The following is a 17,780-nucleotide window of genomic DNA, read 5'->3' as shown; positions in this document are numbered from 1 at the left end:
TGGAATTCAAGCCTCGTCAACGGGCCTGTTCTGCCAGGCAGTTATCTCATCGGAGACGACGTCGGTGATCCGGGAGATCAGGGCCGGTGAGGCGTCGGTGCCGTAGACCTCTTTCAGGTGGGCGGTGATGTCGCGGGTGGTCATGCCCCGCGCGTACAGGGACAGGATCATGTCGTCGACCTGGGCCAGGCGCCGCTTGCCCTTGGGGACGATGACCGGATCGAAGGCACCCGCGCGGTCCCGGGGCACGTCCACCGTGACCGGACCCGCCGTGGTGGTCACGGTCTTGGGATACCGGCCGTTGCGCGAGTTGCCCGAGCCGCGTCCCGCCGGGTCACCGGCCTCGTAGCCGAGGTGGTCGGCCATTTCGACCTGCAGGGCCCGCTCCAGGACCGCCTTCATCATCTGCTGCAGCAGACCGCCCTCGCCGTCAATGCCGACCCCGGCGTCCTCGGCATCGGCCAGCAGCCTGTCGATCGCGGCCGGCGACAACGCGCCCGCCACGCGCCGCGCGGCGGCATCCTGGCCCTCACGGGGCACGGCGTTCGGGACGATCTCGTTCATCAAGTCACTCACTGTGTGTCACATTCCTGGTGTCAGACGGGGCCCGACCAGGGACCCAGCAAGATCACCCCTTACACAGAGAAGTGAACACCCTCGCCTGCCCCCGCTCGCGCACCTGGCCAACGCCCGGCACGGCCGGTACACCCTCAGTGCCCGCATCGCGTTCGCGCACCGGGGTGGGGAGTGGGCCGACCGCATCGAAGCGAACCGGTCCGTCGCCTACCGCATCCACCTCGACGTGGACCGTGGCCGCTGGTACCTCACCGCATCCTGGCAACGCCCCGCCGTGAAGACCATCCCGTTGGAGACCGCCCGCGCCGGGGGCATGGTCGGCGTCGACACCAACGCCGACCACTTCGCCGCCTACCTTCTCGACCGGCACGGCAACCCGATCGGTGACCCGCGGCGTTTCCCCTATGACCTGTCCGGTTCGGCCGGTCACCGCGACGCCCAGATCCGCCACGCCCTGACCCGCCTGATCAGCTGGGCCAAGTCTGTCGGTGTCGCCGCGATCGGCATCGAAGACCTCGACTTCACCACCGAGAAGACCCGGGAAAAACACGGCCGCCGCAAAAGGTTCCGGCAGCTCATCTCCGGCATCCCGACCGGCAGGCTCAAGGCCCGGCTCGTCTCCATGGCCGCCGAACACGGGCTTGCGATCGTCGCGGTCGACCCCGCCTACACCAGCCTGTGGGGTGCCCAGCACTGGCAGAAACCGCTGGCCACCCCCCACCGAAAGATGTCCCGTCACGATGCCGCGGGCATCGCGATCGGTCGACGCGCCCTTGGACATCCGATCCGGCGTCGGACGGCACCGCCCCCACACGACCGGAGTGATCGTGTGGGGCATCGGACCGTCCAGGCCGAACCAGGTCACCGGGGGCGTGAGGGAACCCACCCACCCACAACGGACCGGCCCCCTGGAGGACCGTCGCCGAGCGGGAAGCGAACGCGGGAACCCAGCGCATCCAAAACCGTTCGGGATGCGCCCAGTACGCAACAGTGGGTCCAAGACTCACTTACGCACACTGGTTAGGAACGGTAGTTGGTCGCCTGCGTCTACCAGGTGATCAGGCCGTCCTTGACGAACACCCGCCACGACTGCCGTGGCCGGCGGACCCCCTCCGCTTCCCTGTAACCCGCGGCCCCGCTGCGGACGGCGCGGTGCAGGGTCCACGTCGGGAGCCGGACACAGTGGCCTCCTGGGGCGGGCACAGGGACGGCGCGCCGCTTCGGCCTGCTCCCGGTCGGGTGAGCGCGTAGTGTGACAAGGCAGGGCGACACGATGACGGCGCCCTGACGGCGCCCTGACGGCGCCGGGAGGAAGCACCATGGCGCACAGCCCGTGGCAGAAGCGGGGGCGGGGCCAGGCCCGGGACGGCGTGGCCGTGCGGCCGCCGCAGCGTGCTCTGGACCGGGACCGACTGCGGCGCCTGCTGGGCGCGGTCGGGGCGGTCAGCGCCGACATGGACACCCGCACCGTGCTGCACCGCATCGTGGAGGCGGCCACCGACCTGGTTGCCGCGCGCTATGGGGCACTGGGGGTGCTCTCGGAGAGCGGCAAGGTCATCGACCTGATCACCGTGGGCGTCGACGATCCGCACCTGTGCGCTGCCCTGGGCCTGCCGCAGGGCCATGGGCTGCTGCACACGATGGTGGACGACCGGGAACCGTTGCGGGTGGCGGATGTGGCCGCGCACCCTCGTTCGGTCGGCTTCCCGCCCCGGCATCCGGTCATGCGGACCCTGTTGGGCGTTCCGCTCGTGGTGCGCGGCACGGTCTACGGCGACCTCTATGTCGCCGACAAGCTGGATGGCACGCCCTTCGATGACGATGACGAGGGCCTGCTGACGGCGTTGGCCAGTGCCGCGGGCGTCAGCCTCGAAAATGCCCACCTGTATCAACAGCTCAAACGCGCCGCCGAGCACTTTCAGCGCCGCATGCTGCCTGTCCTTCCCGACCTTTCGCCACTCGAGGCCGCGGCCCGCTATGAACCCGCGTCCGAACTGCCGAGGCTGGGCGGGGACTGGTACGACGCCATGGTCCTGCCCGATGGCGCCACCTGCGTCGTGGTGGGTGACGTGACCGGTCATGACGTGGAGGCCGCCCCGCTGATGGGACAGATCCGCAACATGCTGCGGGCGATCGCCCTCGACCGATGCGGGCCGCCCGACCTGATCATGTCAAAACTGGACCACGCGCTGACGATGTTCGACGACCCGCCCACAGCCACCCTGGTACTCGGCCGCATCGAGCATGGCCGTGCAGAGGGCGGGGGGTACACCTTCGGCTGGAGCAACGCCGGGCATCTGCCGCCGCTGCTGGTCGGCGCGGATGGCAGCACGCGCTACCTGGCGCCCGCCCGTCACGGAATCCCGGTGGGCATCGACGCGTCCGTCTCGCGGTTCAGCCACGACCACCCCCTCCCGCCCGGCAGCACGCTGCTGCTGTTCACCGATGGGCTGGTCGAGCGCCGCGACCAGGACATCGACACCGGACTGGGTGACCTGGCCGAACGGGCCGCCCGCCTGGCCACGGCACCGCTGGAGGAGCTGTGCGACGCTCTGGTCAGCCGAAGCGGGCAGGTGTTCGACGACGACGTGGCCCTGCTGGCCCTGCGCACCCCCTCGGACAGCCCGGCGCAGTGAGAGACACGCGCCCGCCACCAGCACCGCTTTCCCGGCCGACATCAAAGCGCTGCTCGGACAACCCCTGCACATCGTCGTGCAGGACTGTCATGACCTCGCCTTACTGCCGTAAACGGAGGCAACACCATGACGGAAGCCGTGTACCACCCGGCCACAACTGAGATCGGACATCGACGCGCCGAGCCCGCCCCGGCCATCAACGAGGCGTTCGACAACTTCAGCCGTGCCGTCTTCGCGGAGGGCGCGCTGCTGGAGAAGACCAAGCAGCTGATCGCCGTCGCCATCGCCCATGTGACCCAGTGCCCGTACTGCATCCAGGGGCACACCCGCCTGGCCCAGCGCAAGGGCGCCGACCCGCAGGAGATCATGGAAGCGATCTGGGTCGCGGCCGACCACGGGGTCGGCCGCCATCTGGACACCCGGCTCGGTGACGCCGCGCGTTCCTCAGTCCGAGGTGGGATGCGGCCAGTGCGCGAGGCTGCCGGGCGAGGGGACTGACTGCGCCGCTTCCGCCGCCGAGGGGTAGATTTCGTAGCTCTCGCGCATGCCGCTGAGGTCGAAGATTCTGAGCACCCGGCTCGACACGGACGCGATACGCAGCGAGCCCTCGTGTTCCCGGATGCGTTTCGTGATCGCCACGATCACGCCCAACCCCATCGAATCCATGAAGGCGACGAAGCCCAGGTCCAGGACGAAGTGACGGTGTCCCTCATCGAGAAGCTTGATCACCGCTTCGCGGATCATGGGCGCGGTATGGGCGTCCACATCACCGTCGACCTCCACAACGGTCCAGCTGTCAACCACGTCATAGCTCACTATCATGCTCTCGTGCCGGACGATGTTCGTTCGCATGGCCATCCCTCTTCACTTCTTTGGACGGCGCAGGATCCGCCAGCACGATGAGGCCTGGACGATCAACCCACATCCCGATCGCGTTCTGCCATGGACCGGTTGGCGCGGATGACGAAGACCGTCACCGCTGGTGTCCCGCGTGATGGTCACCGGCTCTTGGTCAGCCACTCGGCGAGAACAGCGGCCTGGATGTGGTCCGCATCCTTGGTGGCGGTCAGCAGCATGTGCTTGTTGTGTGTTGCCAGGTCACGCAGATGCTCGGCTGCCTCGTGATGCCCGGCGTCGCGCAGTTCTGCCAGGTAGCGGCGACGGAACTCGGTGAAGCGGCTGGGCTCATGGCCGTACCACTTGCGCAGTTCGCTGGACGGGGCGACATCACGGAGCCACTCGCCCGGATGCGCGTCCTCCTTGCGCATGCCCCGGGGCCAGACTCGGTCGACCGGCACGCGCTTGCCGTCCTTCGGCGCAGCTTGCTCGTAAACTCGGCGATACGTGATCTGTTTGGCCATAAGGGTGCCCTTCCAGATCGGTCGGCTGCCTCGGCCTTGAGCGGGTGGATGGCTCCGCACCCTTGCTTGAAGCGGACGTTCCCGACTCGCCCACTTTATCGGGGATTGGTGACGCGAACCCGTCGGGGCTCCGCAGGGTCGGTCATGAAGCGTCGCCCGGTGGGGAGCGGCGCCGTCCAGGGCGGCGCATTGACGAGGAGCATGGTGTGCCCCTTCCAGGGCTTGTGGGGTGCGGTGAAGTGGAGCGACAGATGGAAGGGTGCGTCGCCCGCTGATTGCCGTCCAGCTGCACATCCTGACCCGCAAGACCCTCGGCGGCATCCAGACCGACCTCGACTCCCGCGCCCTGGGCGACGACGGCGCCCCGATCGAAGGCCTGCACGCGGCCGGCGAAGTGGCCGGCTTCGGCGGCGGGGGACTCCACGGTTGCAACGCCCTGGAAGGAACATTCCTGGCGGCTGCCTCTTCAGCGGCCGCCAGGCCGGCCGCGCCGCCGCCGAGGCCGTCGGATCGTGACCCGTCGCCGGAACAATTCCGTTACCAGACTTCGGGGTCGGCACCGTTACAGGTTGGGCCGGAAGTCGAGCATGGCGTTGATGCTGAAGAGATCATCTTCGTTGGCGGTGTCCTCAGGCTCGCGGCAATGTCGCTCGCGATCTCCGCCAAGAGGTCGATCTGCTTGGCGAGAATCTTGATCAGACTGAGTTTGAAGATCGCTCGCTTGCTCGATGCCGTCGCCCTTCTGCCCGGACGTGGACCGCATCTGGAGCTCAAGCGACGCGCAGCCACCGCAACGTGGCCTGTCACGATCCCGACGCAGTTGGTCCGCATGCTTGTCGCGCACATAGAGAGGTTCGGTGTGGCGTCGGACGGCCGGCTATTCCGGAACAGGGCGGGGAACTACGTGAGGAGTGGGATACCTGCGGGAGAAACCGGGAGTTGCAGCGCATAACGCCTCTTTGCGCTGATCGGGGCGACTGAAGGGCGCCTGCCGGGCGAAAACTCAGGTCAGGCGCCCTTTCCCGTGCCTTTAGAAGAATCCGAGCTTCTTCGGCGAGTAGGACACGAGCAGATTCTTGGTCTGTTGGTGGTACGCGATCCGCACCTGAGTTGAACAGCGAAAACGGCTTCCTTGGTGGTCTTCGAGCGAGACTTGGCCCGGGAATGGCCCGGATCTTAGGGCACCTCGACGTCCTGGCCTCCGACACGTCGGCCGCAGCCCTGTACGAACGCCTGGGCTGGCCGTGGCGGGATGTGCCGGAGCGGTACGGGCCGTGGGGCCGGGTGTACGACCTGTTCCGGCGCTGGCAGCGGGACGGGCGACCGCCACAGGTGGGCGCATTGGTGTCGTCGGTGCGGTCGTCGCCGTTGCGATCCTCGGCCACCCCAGAGGGCGACTGCTACCTTGCCGTCGCCAGCGTAGATGGCGACGTGGTTGATGTTGCGATCCTCGGCCGCCCCGGAGGGCGACCGCCACGTGCACAACGGCGTGTCCGAGTGCTTCGAGTTGGCGGACGAGGTCTCGGGTCTTGCGGACGGGATTGACCAGTCGTTGGTGGTGATCGGGTCCGAGGTCTTCGAAGCGGGCGGTCGGGTCGTTGATGAGGTGCCAGACGATGACCAGCATCGATCGGGCCACGGCGACGACCGCTTTCTTGTGGCCCCGGTGTTTGACGAGTCTGCGGTAGCGGGCCCCGAGGAAGGTGTCGGTTCGGGATGCGGCCATGGGGGCCTCGCCGATGACCCCCTTGAGCCACGGGTTGCCGTGTCCGGTGGGCCCCGAGGTGTTCGTACTGCCGGACTGGATTGTGCGGGGTGCCAGCTTGGCCCATGAGACCAGGTGGCCGGAGGTCGGGAAGACCCGCATGTTCGGGCCGAGTTCGGCCAGGATCACCTCGGCTGCCGTCCGTCCTGTCCCGGGGACCTCGTCGAGACGCTCGACCAAGGGCAGCAGGCCGACCTCACCGGTTTCGCCCGGGGTGCCGCGTGGCTGGTCGCCAGCTACGTCCGCTTCCGGTAAGGAGATCTGGGCGAGTTTGGCGGTGATTCGCTGCGACAGATCGTCCACCTGTGCGGTGATCCGGTCGACGGTGTCCAGCAGCAGCCGGCATAGGTAGGCATGGTGATCGTTGAATTGTCCCGTCAGTGCCTCCACCAGCGCGTCGTGTTTGGAGACCAGGCGGCCCCTTGCCAGATCGGCCAGATCCCTCGGACTGCGCTCCCCACGGATCAGAGCCTCGATGATGGACCGTCCCGAGACGCCGAAGATGTTGGTCGCCACCGATGACAGCTTGATCTGCGCGTCCTCCAGGATCTTCTCGGTGCGCTGCTTGTTGCGGCTGCGTTATGGTCAAGGAGTCGCGCAGATGGACTCTACGAAGTGCCCCCAACTGCTTTTTCCGGGAGATGCCGAGCGAGGTCGGCTTCGGTGATCAGGCCGACCAGCCTGTGCTCGTCGATGACCGGCAGCGACTGGGTCCGGTGCTCCTCCACGGTGTGCAATACCTGCTCTGTGCCCGAACGGAGCGACCGAGACCGTGTGACCAGCACCGCTTCGCCGGTGGCTCACCGGGGCTGTGCCCTTGTGAGCCACCGGCGCCAGGCGACGGGAGGGCCGGTCGGGTGCCTGGGCAACCAGGGCGGACGAGGTTCTCGCGGCGCCCCATGGAGACGACTCAGCGGCGCTCTCATCCGGTGTGCCGGCCCGCTCCGGCGCGGTGGTCCGCGCGTCGTGAGCTGAAAGTCAGACCGAGCCAGCACGCCCAGCCGATGGGTTGCAGCGCCCAGTAGCTCGCCGTCCGGTAGAGCAGCGTGAGCGCGATTGCCTGGTCGGTGCGCAGCCCGTACAGCACGAGCAGCGCTGTCAGGCTGGCCTCCACCACACCGAGACTGCCCGGCGTCAGCCGCAGGCTGCCCGTCATCTGGGTGAGCGTGTACGCCACGAGGATCCCGCGCCAGGGAACGCCGATGCCCAGCCCCCACGCACAGGCGAGGAGGCAGGCCGCGTCGCACGCCCAGTTGAGCAGCGCGAACGTGAAGGGCCGCCACCATGGGCGCAGCCCCGGTCGTACGGCATGGACGTGCCGGACGAGGGCAATTAGGCCGTCCTCGATGTTCCGCAGCTGTTGGGAACGTACCCCGAGTCGCCGCCAGAGCCGCCAGAACCGGCGGCGTACCGGCCGGAACCGGGAGAGACCAGCCACAGCGCCCACCATCAGGCTGAGGACCGCCGCGAGCCCGAGCACCACGGGCCGCAGCGCGCCGAGCCCCGCGGGGCCGCTCACCAGCGCACCGGTCACCAGCAGCGCAAAGAGCGCGGCCACCGACAGCACTCCCGAGACGGCAAGCACCGCTCCCGCGAGTACCTGCCCGACCTCCCTGTGCCGCAACTGCGTGAACATCCATGCGGCCGCGAACGCCGCCCCGCCCGGCAGTGCACCGGCGACGGCGTTGGCCGCCAGCACGATGGTCCCGACGACTCTGAGGCGCAAGCGCGCCCCGCCCACCCGCAGCAGCCAGTAGTGCAGTGCGATCAGAGCGCCGAGAGACGCTGCCTCGAACCCGGCGACCAGGACCAGCCGGGGCAGCCGGACTGCGGTGATCAGGTGCAATGCCGCAGCCAGGTCGTGCCGCCGGTACACGGCGACGACCGCCGCGATCACCAACAGGGCGACGGAGCCGAGCCACCACAGCCGACGTGGCGCCCTGAAGGGTGCGGTAACGAAGGTGTGAACGGCGAACTCGGCAGGAGGCTCGATAAGTCGCGGCTGCCGTCGCGGGTGGACCGGCGCCGTTCGTTCCTCGGGCATGTGAAGTCGTCGCTGCCCACCAATCCGCTGGCGCCGAAGGGGCCGCACCGCCGGCATCCGAAGATGCTTCCGGACGGCGCTCGGGAGAGGCTGTTGGAGACGGTGAACGCTGCCCGGGACCGGCTGGTTGTCACCTGGCTCGCCGACGGGGGCTTGAGGATCGGTGAGCTGTGCGGGCTATACCTGGTCGACCTGCACCTGCGGGAGAACGCGGCCTGCGGCGAGTGCCGCGCCCCTCACCTGCACGTCTGCCACCGCCCCGGTAACCCGAACCGGGCTGAGGCCAAGAGCAAGCACCCCTGGCGGGTCGAGCACGGCATCGTTACCGGCGGTCTGATCAAGCGGGTCAGCCCGGCGATGGTGCACACCTACTTCGAGTACATCACCACCGAGTACCCTCGCGGCGCCGGGCACGGCATGCTCCTGGTCCAGCTGCACGGCGCCGATACCGGACAACCGTGGGCGCCGGTCGGGGCCCGGCGGATGCTCGGCCGGGCCGGGAAGCGCGCCGGGCTCGGGCTGGTGAAACCCCACGCCTTCCGGCACTCGTTCACGTCCGCGGTTCTCGACGCCGCCGACGGCAACCTGCTCATCGCCCGGGACGCCGGCGGCTGGGCGTCGGCAGCGATGGTGGATGAGGTCTACGGACACGTCGATGTCCACGACCCGGTCTTCGACGCCGCCCTGTGCACGGTCTGGGGTGAGACGAAGTGACGGCGCCGTCACTGCTGCCGCAGCAGGATGCCCGCACGCGACGGGACCGGCTGGAGGTACTCACCGCGCTGATCAACGGGCCCGAGTTCGACCCGGTGCTGCGCGGCGGAGTGCTGAAGATCCCGCCGACGCACCCGGTCTATCCGTGGAGCTGCACAGTCGTCGACTGCGCGCGGCCCTGCTGGCGACGCTACGCGATGTGCTCGGTGCACGCCGAGCAGTGGCAGGAAGCGGAGGCGCGCGGCATGAACCGGGCTCAGTTCCTGCGGACCGCGGAGCCGCTGCCGGCCACGGAGATGCCGGAGGCGATGATGTGCCGGATCTGCCCGCAGCGGCCGGCGTTCAGCCTGCAGCTGGTGCTGTGCTTCCGCCACCGCAACCGGTGGCTGAGCCACCTGAAACGGCACCCCAGCGGGGGCGAGGCGGAGTTCGAACGCTGGCTGGCCGACCAGCCGTCGCTGCCGGGCTACGGTGAGTGCCGAGCGGACGTGTGCGACGAACTGGCCGCCTCGCCGCTGGGGTTGTGCGGCGCGCACGAGCGCGGCTACATCCGGGCCGGGCGCCCGGGAGGGGCGAAGCCGCCGAAGAACTTCTTCGCCACCTACGAGCGTCGTGATCGACCTGTCCCGGTGACCTGCGAGGACGAAGTCGCCTTCCGTGCCTGGTGCCGCTCCCAGCTGCCGGTGCACCGCACCGGAACTGTCAACCTGCGCGGGCTGCGGCCCCTGCTGAGGGCCGAGTTCCAGTGGGGCATGCATGTCCACGGCCTGCAACCCGTCGCCGTGTGGCACCTGACGTGGATGCAGTCGCTCGCGGACGAATGCCAGCGCCGCGACGTGGACTCCCTGGCCGGCCTGGAAGCGTCCGTCTTCCGCCGCGCCTACCACCAGCGCATGGTCCAGGAGATGCAACAGGCCCTGCGGAAGATCTACTTCACCCCCTCCGACACCCGGGACGCCGGCTACGTCGAGACCGAGCACTTCGGTGTCTGCTTCCCAGGCCGCTCCAGCTACGTCGACCTGACCTGCATCACCCAGCGGTGGCTGCGCGACCTGTTGTGGGATCACATTGCCGACGTGCTGCGCTCACCCACCTGCCCGCGCAGCGCCCAGCCGGTGGACTTCGTGCGCCGCGCCGGCGCCGAACTGTCCGCGTTTTTGGAGGCGGAGACGCCGGGCGGCGGCCACGACCCGTCCGTGCTGCGCGGCGAGCACGTCCACCGCTTCGTTGCGGACCTGCGCAACCGCGAACGCCTCGGACTGGCCTTCCGCGGGCAGGCCCGCCTGGACGGCAAAAGGGCGAAGGTCACCGAAAATTCGCGCCGGATGGTGTTCAACTACGGTCGGGCCCTGCTGCGCGGCGCGCTGGACAGCGGCAGCGCCGAGCAGATCGGCCTGGACCGCGCCTTCATCGCCGCTATGCCGGTCGGCGGCCCGGGCACGCCCCGGAGCCGAAACCCCTTCCCAGACGAAGTCGCCCGGGCGCTTGCGGACGAGGCCAACCTGCAGCAACTCGCCGACGGCTACGACCCGCACGACCGGGGACTGAGGGACATGTGGGAGACCATCATCGTCACCGGCCGACGCGCCAGCGAGGTCATCCAGCTCCGCCTGGACTGCATCGGTCGCTACGGCGGACTGCCCCTGCTCTGGCACGACCAGACCAAGGTCGGCAACCTGAACGCGGCCGTCCGTATCCCCGACCCGCTTCTGGACCGGCTCGAAGAACGCCGCCGCAAGACCCTGACCCACTACGCCGACCGGCACGCCGGCCGCCCGCCCACTCCCGCCGAGCGCGCCCATCTGGCCCTGTTCCCCACCGACATCCTCAACCCCGACGGCCGCCGCGCCCTGTCCTACACCTGGTTCCACACCGGATTCCGCAGCTGGCTCGCCGACCTCGACCTTGGCGGTCACTACGTCGCCCACCAGGCCCGCCACACGCTGGCCACCCGGCTGCTGCGGCACGGCGCGACCCTGACCCACATCCGCCGCTACCTCGGCCAGGTCTCCGACCGCATGGCCGAGCACTACGTCCACCTGACCCAGTCGGACCTGGACAACGTCCTCCAGCACGTGTGGGTCGCCGGCCCCGGCACCGCCTACCCCGGCGAACCCCTCACCAGCGACACCACCCCGCTCACCCACGAGCAGGCCCAGGCCCTGGCCATCGACCTCTCCCGCCGCAGCACCCCCGCCGAGGGCGGCTTCTGCACCTTCCAGCCCGTCGTGAACGGCGGGGCCTGCCCCTTCAACCTCGACTGCCACAACTGCGACAAGTTCGTCCTGTCCGGCGCCGACCTCCTCTATTGGCGCCGCAAACGGGAACAGTGGCGGCTGCTGGCCGAAGGCGCCCCGGACGATGCCACCGCCGACTACCTCCACCGCTACTTCGAGCCCACCGCCCGCGCCATCGACGGCCTGGAGAAGGCCCTGGCCGGCCTCGGTCTTCTCGACGACGCCCTCGCCTTGGACCTGCGCAAACCGCAGGACTACTTCCACCGGGTGTGGTCCACCGCCTTCCGCGCCGCAGACCTCGCCCACGCGGGCAGCGACCAGGAGGGCGAATACAGCGATACATGCACAGCCGACGGCAACGACCCCGAACAGGACACCGCATGAACACCGCCTCCGTCCCCGGGCCCCGCACGGCTGCTGCCCTGGCGGTCCGCCGCCGCAAGACCGAGACCGCTCTCCAGCGGGTCCACGAGGCGATCGCCATCATCCGACGCGAGAAGACCCAGGTCAGCGTCGCTGCAGTCGCCCGCCGCGCGGACGTCTCGCGCACCTTCCTTTACGACAACCCTGAAGCCAGAGCCGTGGTCGCTACCGCGATGGCCGAGGCCGGCGAACACCGGTCGCGGCTAATCGCCCAGCAGGACGACAAGCGCGAGGCGACCTGGCGCGAACGCGCACTGAACGCCGAGGACGCCCTCAACACCGCCCACGCTGAGATCCTCGCCCAGCGCACCCGCATCGGCGAACTCCTCGGCCAGATCCGCGACTTGCAGGCCGAGTGGACCGAGGAAGCCATCCAACGGATCACCACCGAGAACACCACCCTCAAGCAGCGAGTCCGCCAGCTCACCACCGACAACCGCACCCTCGACGAACGACTCAAGGCCGCCCGCTCCAATCTCCGCTTCCAAGACCGCCGCGTCGCCGACCTCGAAGCCCGCATCTCCGATGGGTGCGGGTCTTTCGCAGGGACTTGTGACGTCCAGCGATAGATGGCCACGCGCTCCTCGCCGGTCATCCGACCTGCACGTTTGTCGACGGAGCCACGCGGGCTCGCGCAGGCCGCCACGGTCAGCAGCGTTCGGACCGATGAGTTTCTGCGCCCCACGGCGTCTAATACTGCAACCGCATGTGGGGGTCATGGCCTCGGCGTTGGTAGTGGCAGCGGCGGGCTCGGGCTTGGCTGCGGCGTCGGAAGTGTGACCAGTGCAGACGGTGCTCGTTGGAATGGCAGTGGGGCGTGATGACGACGTGCCCGATCAGTCGGCGGATCTCCGGGACGCTGAGGGGTATGAGGTCTTGCTCGTCGTTTCCGCTGCCCCTTTTGCGGCTTCTGCGGCGCGGATGGCGGTCAGGTAGGCGAGGGCGGCCATTGCCAGGGTGATGTGCCGGTACCAGGCCCGGTAGAGACGGACCTGGTAGTGGTCCAGGCCGCATTCGCCCTTGGCGATCTGGAAGCATTCCTCCACCTGCCAACGTGCGCCAGCGGTCCTGACCAGGTCTTTCAGCCGGGAGGTGACGGGGCCGTAGCAGACGTAGTAGGCGATCTCGGTGGGGTCGCTGATGCTGCGGCGGGCCAGGACCCAGTGCCCGAAGCCGTCCTCCCATGCCGGGCGGATTGCGATCCGGGCCCAGTCGTAGAACCGCTGGCCGTGCGCGCCCGCACCAGCGGAGATCCGTTTCCATGCCTGCCGGGGCACGGCGGTGACCAGGTCGCGGACCTCGGCGTCCGTGCCGCCGGTGGTGGGCACGGTGTCGTTGACCTTGGTGGCCAGGACGTAGGCGACGTGTCGTTCCTCCAGCCAGGCCCGCATGTGTTTGACCTGGCCGTATGCCTCATCCGCGGTGACCCAGGCGAAAGGGACGCGTGCGTCGATCGCGCGTTGCAGCATCCACTTGAAGTGCTCGATCTTCGTGGCGAAGGGCACCTCGTCACCGATCCCGGCCGCCCGGCACCGTTCCCTGTCATCCGTCCAGGAGACAGGGATATACAGCTCGCGGTCGATCAAGGCCCGGCCTGCGGCGGAGGCGTAGGCCAGGAACGTGCCGATCTGGCAGTTCTCCGTGCGCCCGGCCGTTCCGGAGTACTGCCTCTGGACCCCGGCCGACTTGATGCCCTTCTTCAGGAAGCCGGTGTCGTCCCCGATCAGTACCGCGTCCTTGCTGCCGATCGTCTCGACGATGAAGTCGCGCACATCGTCGCGGACCGCGTGCTCGTCCCAGTCGGCGAAGTTCAGCAGCCGCTGGAAACCGTCCGGGCGACGCTGGCCGGCCTGCTCAGCCAGCGTCCACCCATTCTTCCTTTCCAGCGGCGCGAGCAACGTGGACAGGTAGTCCAACGCCCGCTCACGTGGCTCCGACCGGCCAAAACGTCCCGCAAACCGGGCATGAAGCCCGGCTATCCCATCGGACCAGTCCTCGATCTGCGCGACCGTCAGCGATTCATCACACAGTCAGCCCAACGACCAAAACGACGACCCGTCACGCCACATGCGGTTGCAGTACTAAGCGGTGGGGACGGTCGCTTCTCCCCGCCGAATAGGCTGAATCGGCCATCGAGGTCGAAGAGAGAGTGGTGCGCGATGAAGCTGGTTGTGCAGGAGTTCCTGACGCTCGACGGTGTCTCCCAGGGCCCGGGGTCCCCGGACGAGGACACCAGCGACGGGTTCAAGCGGGGTGGCTGGTTCGTGCCGCACCTGGACGAGGAGTTCGACCGGCTGGCCGGCACCTGGCTCGGCGAGGCGGACGCGTTCCTGTTCGGCCGCCGTACCTACCAGAACTTTGCGCGGGACTGGCCGAAGATGACCGACCATCCCTCCGCCGGCATCTTGAACGGCCTGCCGAAGTACGTGGCCTCCCACAGCCTGACCAAGGCCGAGTGGAACCCGACCACGATCCTGTCCGGCGATATCCCCGCCCAGGTCGCCGAACTGAAGCGGCAGCCCGGTCGGGAACTGCAGATCCACGGCAGCGCCCAGCTGGCCCAGTCCCTACTGGCAGCCGAGCTGATCGACACGCTGCGGCTCGTGATCGCCCCGGTCGTGGTGGGCCAGGGCCGACGCCTGTTCCCGGACGGCGGCGCACCGGCTGGCCTGCGGCTCGTCAGCCATCAGACGACAGCAGGCGGCCTGTCGGTGCACATCTTCGAATCGACGGGGCTTCCGGAGTTCGGGACCTACGGGGCCGACACGTAGGTCCCTGGTGCCGGACCCTGATCGGAGCTCCCAACCCCGGCGGCAAGTCCTGGGGCGTCCGCGGCATGGCCCGGCCGATCCAGTACCTCGACACCACCGTGCTCGTCGGCACCGTCGAGGTCGAGGACGAGGACGACGGCACCGCTCGCCGGGCTTTCGTGGACGGCTTCATCCTCGTCATCGACAACGAGGGAACTGCGGTGCTGTCGATCCCGGCTGGCCGCCAGGTCACCATCCTGACCAACGCAGTCGCACCCGCCACGACCAACGGAGCCCGGCCACCAGGCGGCCGGGGCTCCGGCGCGAGATCACTCGGACGGGGACACCAACGGCCCCAACCCGGCGTCGCGGACATGTAGTCTATGCATCGTTGCAGTTCAGAGCCGGTATCCGAGCTCCTGCGGTCGGTAATGTCGAGTACAAGCGCGGCGTCGACGCCGACCTGTTGACTGAACTACTGACAGAGTTTTCGCAGGTCAGTGACCTTGTGGAGGAGACCTCGTTGATTCGGCCATGGAGACATCTCGAGACCTGGCGACCCTGTCCATCCCTCTGGTTGGGGAACTGGTGGCCATGGATGACCCGTGGGAGCCTTACCGGCTCATCGATCCGTCCGGAGAACCCATTGAGGGAGCTTGCGCCTTCCTGCGGGACCTGCAGGGAGCCGGCCGTACGGCGACGACCGCCCGTTCCTACGGGATGGACATGCTGCGCTGGTTCCGCTTCCTCTGGGCTGTCGAGGTGCCGTGGGACCGAGCGAGCCGGATCGAGGCGAGAGATTTCTCCCGCTGGCTTCAGGTCGCCGGACAGCCGAGGCGTCCGCACTGGCGGCGCCCGAGCGAGGCGGGCCGGTGGGCCGCAGGTGGCAAGCCGTACGCACCGTCGGTGCGGGCGCACAGCGAGACCGTGCTGCGGGGTTTCTACGACTTCCACCGCGACATCGGCACCGGGCCGGTCCTCAACCCGTTTCCGCTGGACCGATCACGTCGCGGCCGACGGGCTCACGCCCATCGCAACCCGATGGATCCGGCCCGTAACGAACGCGCTGGGCTCTACCGGCCGAGAGTGCCCAAGCGGGTGCCTCGCAGTGTCCCCGATGAGGAGTTCAACGAGATTTTCGCCCGGCTCCCTTCGCACCGGGACCGCGCCCTGGTCGCCTTCTACGTCTCCACTGGTGCACGGGCCAGCGAACTGCTCAGCACATGGCAGGCCGGAGTTGATCCGGGGCGCCAGCTGATCTCGGTAGTCCGCAAGGGCACTTGCGAGGTCCAGGAACTCCCCGCCTCGACCGATGCGTTCGTTTGGCTGAGGCTCTATCAGCTGGAGATGGACGACGCGATCCCGCGTGGGCGGCGTTTCCCGCTGTGGTGGACTTTGCGCTTGCCGTCGAGGCCGTTGGCCTACCACGCGGTTCACCGCATGTTCGAGCGGGCGAATGCCAAGGCGGGGACTTCCGCGACGCTGCACGCGCTGCGCCACACCGCCGCCTACCGGATGGCCGAGGACCCCAGTCTCCCTCTCACCGACGTGCAATTTGTCCTCGGTCACGCGCAGTTGACCACGACGCAGCTTTACCTCACTCCTCGCAAGGAAGTGGTGATCCGGCGCCTGCTGGCCCACCATGCCGAACAGACGCGACAGGCAGCCGCCCGCATCACCCCGCCTCCAGCCGCCAAATACGGCTCTCCTGTCGCTTCCGTGGGTAGGTTCATGCAGCTTGACGCCCTGGTAGGTGGGGTCGGTGGCCGCCGAGGCTGAGCATGGCCAGTGCGATGAGCGCTGCGGGGTCCTTGAAGCCGAAGGCCATGCGGGTGATCAGGCGGATCTTGGTGTTGATGCTCTCCACGATCCCGTTGCTCATGGAGTGCTCGGCTGCCGCCGTGATGGCGTCCCAGTGCTTGACGATGGCCCGTTGCAGCTTGACGAAGGGCTCCAGTCGGGAGCGGCGGGCCCAAGACACCCAGTCGAGGAGGGCCTCGGGGGTGTCGGGGCCGGACTTCAACGCCAGGCGAAGGGCCTCCTTGAGCAGGTATGCGCGGTGCAGGACGGGGTGGGCTTTCGCGATGAACTCCAGTTGCGCGCGCTGGTGTTCGGTGAGGTCCTCAGGGCGTTTCCACAGGGCCCAGCGGGCCTTCTTCAGTGACTTCGAGCCCGGGGTGGCGCGGCCCTTGCCGCCGCGCTCGGCGTTCCAGACCTCGCGGCGCACGGTGTCCAGGGCGTCGGTGGCCCACTGCACGACGTGGAACGGGTCCATCACCCGCACCGCCTGCGGGCAGCGCTCGGCGACTACCTTCGCTATCCAGTCGGCGGCATCCGCGGACACGTGGGTGATCTTCGCGGAGCGTTCAGGTCCGAGCAGGTCGAAGAAGGACCGCAGTGTCTCCTTGTCCCGGCCGGCCGCCGCCCACACGAGCCGGCCGCTGTCGTGGTCGACCACCACGGTCAGGTACTTGTGGTGCCGCTTGTAGGAGATCTCGTCGATGCCGACCCGGGTAAGGCCCGCGAGCAGGTCCACGCGCTGTTCGACGTCCGACCACACGCGGGCGCAGATGCCGCCGACCGTGCGCCAGCCGATCCTCAGCAGTTGGACCACCGTGGTCTTCGAGCAGTGCGTGGCCAGCCAGGCCACCGTGTCGTCGAAGGCCAGGGTGTGCCCGGCACCGTGGCGGGCCCAGGGCACGTGGGCGACGACCACACCGTGCTGGGGACAGGATACCCGCGGCGCGTCGGCCTCGATGAACGCCCGGACCACCCCCAGGTCCAGGGCACGCCAGCGCCGGCGGCCCTCGCCGTTGTCGAACCGGGCGCACCGGCGACCGCAGACCCCGCACCGCTGCCGCCGCCTCTTCGCCGGGCGGGCATGGGCCACGATCACCACATCCCAGGGGCCCGCCTCCGCGCCGTTGCCCTCCTCGGCCTCGACCGACGCGACCACCGTGTGTTCGACTCCGAGCAGCCGAGTCCATATGCTTGCAGATCGCACGCCGTATCCAGGTTCTTCCGTTTCGTACTGTCGCAAGTCGAAACGTAGCCGGGCTACGGCGTGTTCTGCGTATCAGCCCTGGTCAGCGACCCACGGAAGCGACAGGAGAGCCCCAAATACCGGCCGGAAAGTCTCAATGTGCTGTTCGGAACCGGTGCCCGATGACCACCGCCTCGTCGGCCCGTGCCGGCTCCCACACATCGGCTACTGGAATGGAGCCTCAACTCACCCGCTCCATGGCAGCCCAGCAGCGCTTCCCCGGCCGGACCG

At 68.6% G+C, this 17,780-nt stretch carries 15 protein-coding genes and 5 pseudogenes; 11 read left to right on the top strand and 9 right to left on the bottom strand.

Annotated elements, in window-relative coordinates:
* Window positions 1-15: 15 nt before the first annotated feature.
* A pseudogene (locus OG395_RS09380) lies at window positions 16-504 on the bottom strand (transposase); the annotation flags it as partial.
* A 154-nt stretch (window positions 505-658) separates the two neighbouring features.
* On the opposite strand from OG395_RS09380, the pseudogene OG395_RS09375 reads away from it, so the two are divergent.
* From OG395_RS09375 to OG395_RS09365, 3 genes and pseudogenes are all read left to right on the top strand, one after another.
* A pseudogene (locus OG395_RS09375) lies at window positions 659-1,600 on the top strand (IS200/IS605 family accessory protein TnpB-related protein); the annotation flags it as partial.
* A gap of 295 nt (window positions 1,601-1,895) precedes the next feature.
* Window positions 1,896-3,212, top strand: a complete 1,317-nt coding sequence (locus OG395_RS09370) for a PP2C family protein-serine/threonine phosphatase (RefSeq protein ID WP_327242464.1) — start codon at window positions 1,896-1,898, stop codon at window positions 3,210-3,212.
* Between the two features lie 126 nt (window positions 3,213-3,338).
* Complete coding sequence (locus OG395_RS09365) at window positions 3,339-3,710, top strand: carboxymuconolactone decarboxylase family protein (protein WP_327242463.1); 372 nt, start codon at window positions 3,339-3,341, stop codon at window positions 3,708-3,710.
* Here OG395_RS09365 and OG395_RS09360 read toward each other — a convergent pair.
* Window positions 3,657-4,064 carry an STAS domain-containing protein gene (locus tag OG395_RS09360; protein WP_327242462.1) on the bottom strand — a complete coding sequence of 136 codons (408 nt, stop codon included), beginning with the start codon at window positions 4,062-4,064 and terminating at the stop codon, window positions 3,657-3,659. The genes OG395_RS09365 and OG395_RS09360 overlap by 54 nt on opposite strands.
* A 146-nt stretch (window positions 4,065-4,210) precedes the next feature.
* Window positions 4,211-4,573 (bottom strand): DUF488 domain-containing protein, encoded by a 363-nt coding sequence (locus OG395_RS09355; RefSeq protein ID WP_327242461.1) that lies wholly within the window; start codon window positions 4,571-4,573, stop codon window positions 4,211-4,213.
* A gap of 268 nt (window positions 4,574-4,841) precedes the next feature.
* Between OG395_RS09355 and OG395_RS09350 the strand changes: the two are divergent.
* Window positions 4,842-5,089: pseudogene (locus OG395_RS09350) on the top strand (FAD-binding protein); the annotation flags it as partial.
* A gap of 46 nt (window positions 5,090-5,135) precedes the next feature.
* Here OG395_RS09350 and OG395_RS09345 read toward each other — a convergent pair.
* A complete protein-coding gene (locus tag OG395_RS09345; protein WP_327242460.1) occupies window positions 5,136-5,417 on the bottom strand; it encodes a hypothetical protein in 282 nt (93 codons plus the stop codon).
* 386 nt (window positions 5,418-5,803) lie between these two features.
* Here OG395_RS09345 and OG395_RS58230 point away from each other — a divergent pair.
* Window positions 5,804-5,893, top strand: a pseudogene (locus tag OG395_RS58230) (transposase); the annotation flags it as partial.
* 376 nt (window positions 5,894-6,269) lie between these two features.
* On the opposite strand, the pseudogene OG395_RS09335 reads toward OG395_RS58230, so the two are convergent.
* The 3 genes and pseudogenes from OG395_RS09335 to OG395_RS09325 form a co-directional block, all read right to left on the bottom strand.
* Window positions 6,270-6,641 (bottom strand): annotated as a pseudogene (locus tag OG395_RS09335) (IS110 family transposase); the annotation flags it as partial.
* Window positions 6,642-6,946: 305 nt separating this feature from the next.
* On the bottom strand, window positions 6,947-7,066 hold the full coding sequence (locus OG395_RS09330; RefSeq protein WP_327242459.1) for a CBS domain-containing protein: 120 nt from the start codon (window positions 7,064-7,066) through the stop codon (window positions 6,947-6,949).
* Between the two features lie 194 nt (window positions 7,067-7,260).
* Window positions 7,261-8,235, bottom strand: a complete 975-nt coding sequence (locus OG395_RS09325; RefSeq protein ID WP_327249289.1) for a lysylphosphatidylglycerol synthase transmembrane domain-containing protein — start codon at window positions 8,233-8,235, stop codon at window positions 7,261-7,263.
* A 66-nt stretch (window positions 8,236-8,301) separates the two neighbouring features.
* Here OG395_RS09325 and OG395_RS09320 point away from each other — a divergent pair, with 66 nt between their 5' ends.
* From OG395_RS09320 to OG395_RS09310, 3 genes are read left to right on the top strand one after another with little or no spacing between them, the layout of a single operon-like run.
* Window positions 8,302-9,096, top strand: a complete 795-nt coding sequence (locus OG395_RS09320; protein WP_327242458.1) for a tyrosine-type recombinase/integrase — start codon at window positions 8,302-8,304, stop codon at window positions 9,094-9,096.
* A complete protein-coding gene (locus tag OG395_RS09315; protein WP_327242457.1) occupies window positions 9,093-11,717 on the top strand; it encodes a tyrosine-type recombinase/integrase in 2,625 nt (874 codons plus the stop codon). Before OG395_RS09320 ends, OG395_RS09315 begins: the two co-directional genes overlap by 4 nt.
* Complete coding sequence (locus OG395_RS09310; RefSeq protein ID WP_326812619.1) at window positions 11,714-12,325, top strand: DUF6262 family protein; 612 nt, start codon at window positions 11,714-11,716, stop codon at window positions 12,323-12,325. Before OG395_RS09315 ends, OG395_RS09310 begins: the two co-directional genes overlap by 4 nt.
* Before the next feature lie 267 nt (window positions 12,326-12,592).
* On the opposite strand, the gene OG395_RS09305 is transcribed toward OG395_RS09310, so the two are convergent.
* Entirely contained in the window at window positions 12,593-13,756 is a 1,164-nt protein-coding gene (locus OG395_RS09305; protein ID WP_327249288.1) for an IS701 family transposase, read from the bottom strand.
* 159 nt (window positions 13,757-13,915) lie between these two features.
* Here OG395_RS09305 and OG395_RS09300 point away from each other — a divergent pair, with 159 nt between their 5' ends.
* The 3 genes from OG395_RS09300 to OG395_RS09290 all read left to right on the top strand — a co-directional run bounded on the left by OG395_RS09300 (window position 13,916) and on the right by OG395_RS09290 (window position 16,285).
* On the top strand, window positions 13,916-14,527 hold the full coding sequence (locus OG395_RS09300) for a dihydrofolate reductase family protein (RefSeq protein WP_327242456.1): 612 nt from the start codon (window positions 13,916-13,918) through the stop codon (window positions 14,525-14,527).
* A 65-nt stretch (window positions 14,528-14,592) separates the two neighbouring features.
* Window positions 14,593-14,886, top strand: coding sequence for a hypothetical protein (locus OG395_RS09295; protein WP_327242455.1), 294 nt, complete (start codon window positions 14,593-14,595; stop codon window positions 14,884-14,886).
* 154 nt (window positions 14,887-15,040) lie between these two features.
* Window positions 15,041-16,285, top strand: a complete 1,245-nt coding sequence (locus OG395_RS09290) for a tyrosine-type recombinase/integrase (RefSeq protein ID WP_327242454.1) — start codon at window positions 15,041-15,043, stop codon at window positions 16,283-16,285.
* Here the strand turns inward: OG395_RS09290 and OG395_RS09285 are convergent.
* Window positions 16,236-17,510 carry an ISL3 family transposase gene (locus OG395_RS09285; RefSeq protein ID WP_327241761.1) on the bottom strand — a complete coding sequence of 425 codons (1,275 nt, stop codon included), beginning with the start codon at window positions 17,508-17,510 and terminating at the stop codon, window positions 16,236-16,238. The two genes, OG395_RS09290 and OG395_RS09285, sit on opposite strands and share 50 nt — an antisense overlap.
* Window positions 17,511-17,780: the final 270 nt, after the last annotated feature.

The sequence above is a fragment of the Streptomyces sp. NBC_01320 genome (assembly GCF_035974375.1).
GTDB classification, from domain to species: Bacteria; Actinomycetota; Actinomycetes; order Streptomycetales; family Streptomycetaceae; genus Streptomyces; species Streptomyces yanii.
The sequence above is the reverse complement of the archived record's forward strand: the minus strand, read 5'-3'. Positions and strand labels throughout refer to the sequence as shown.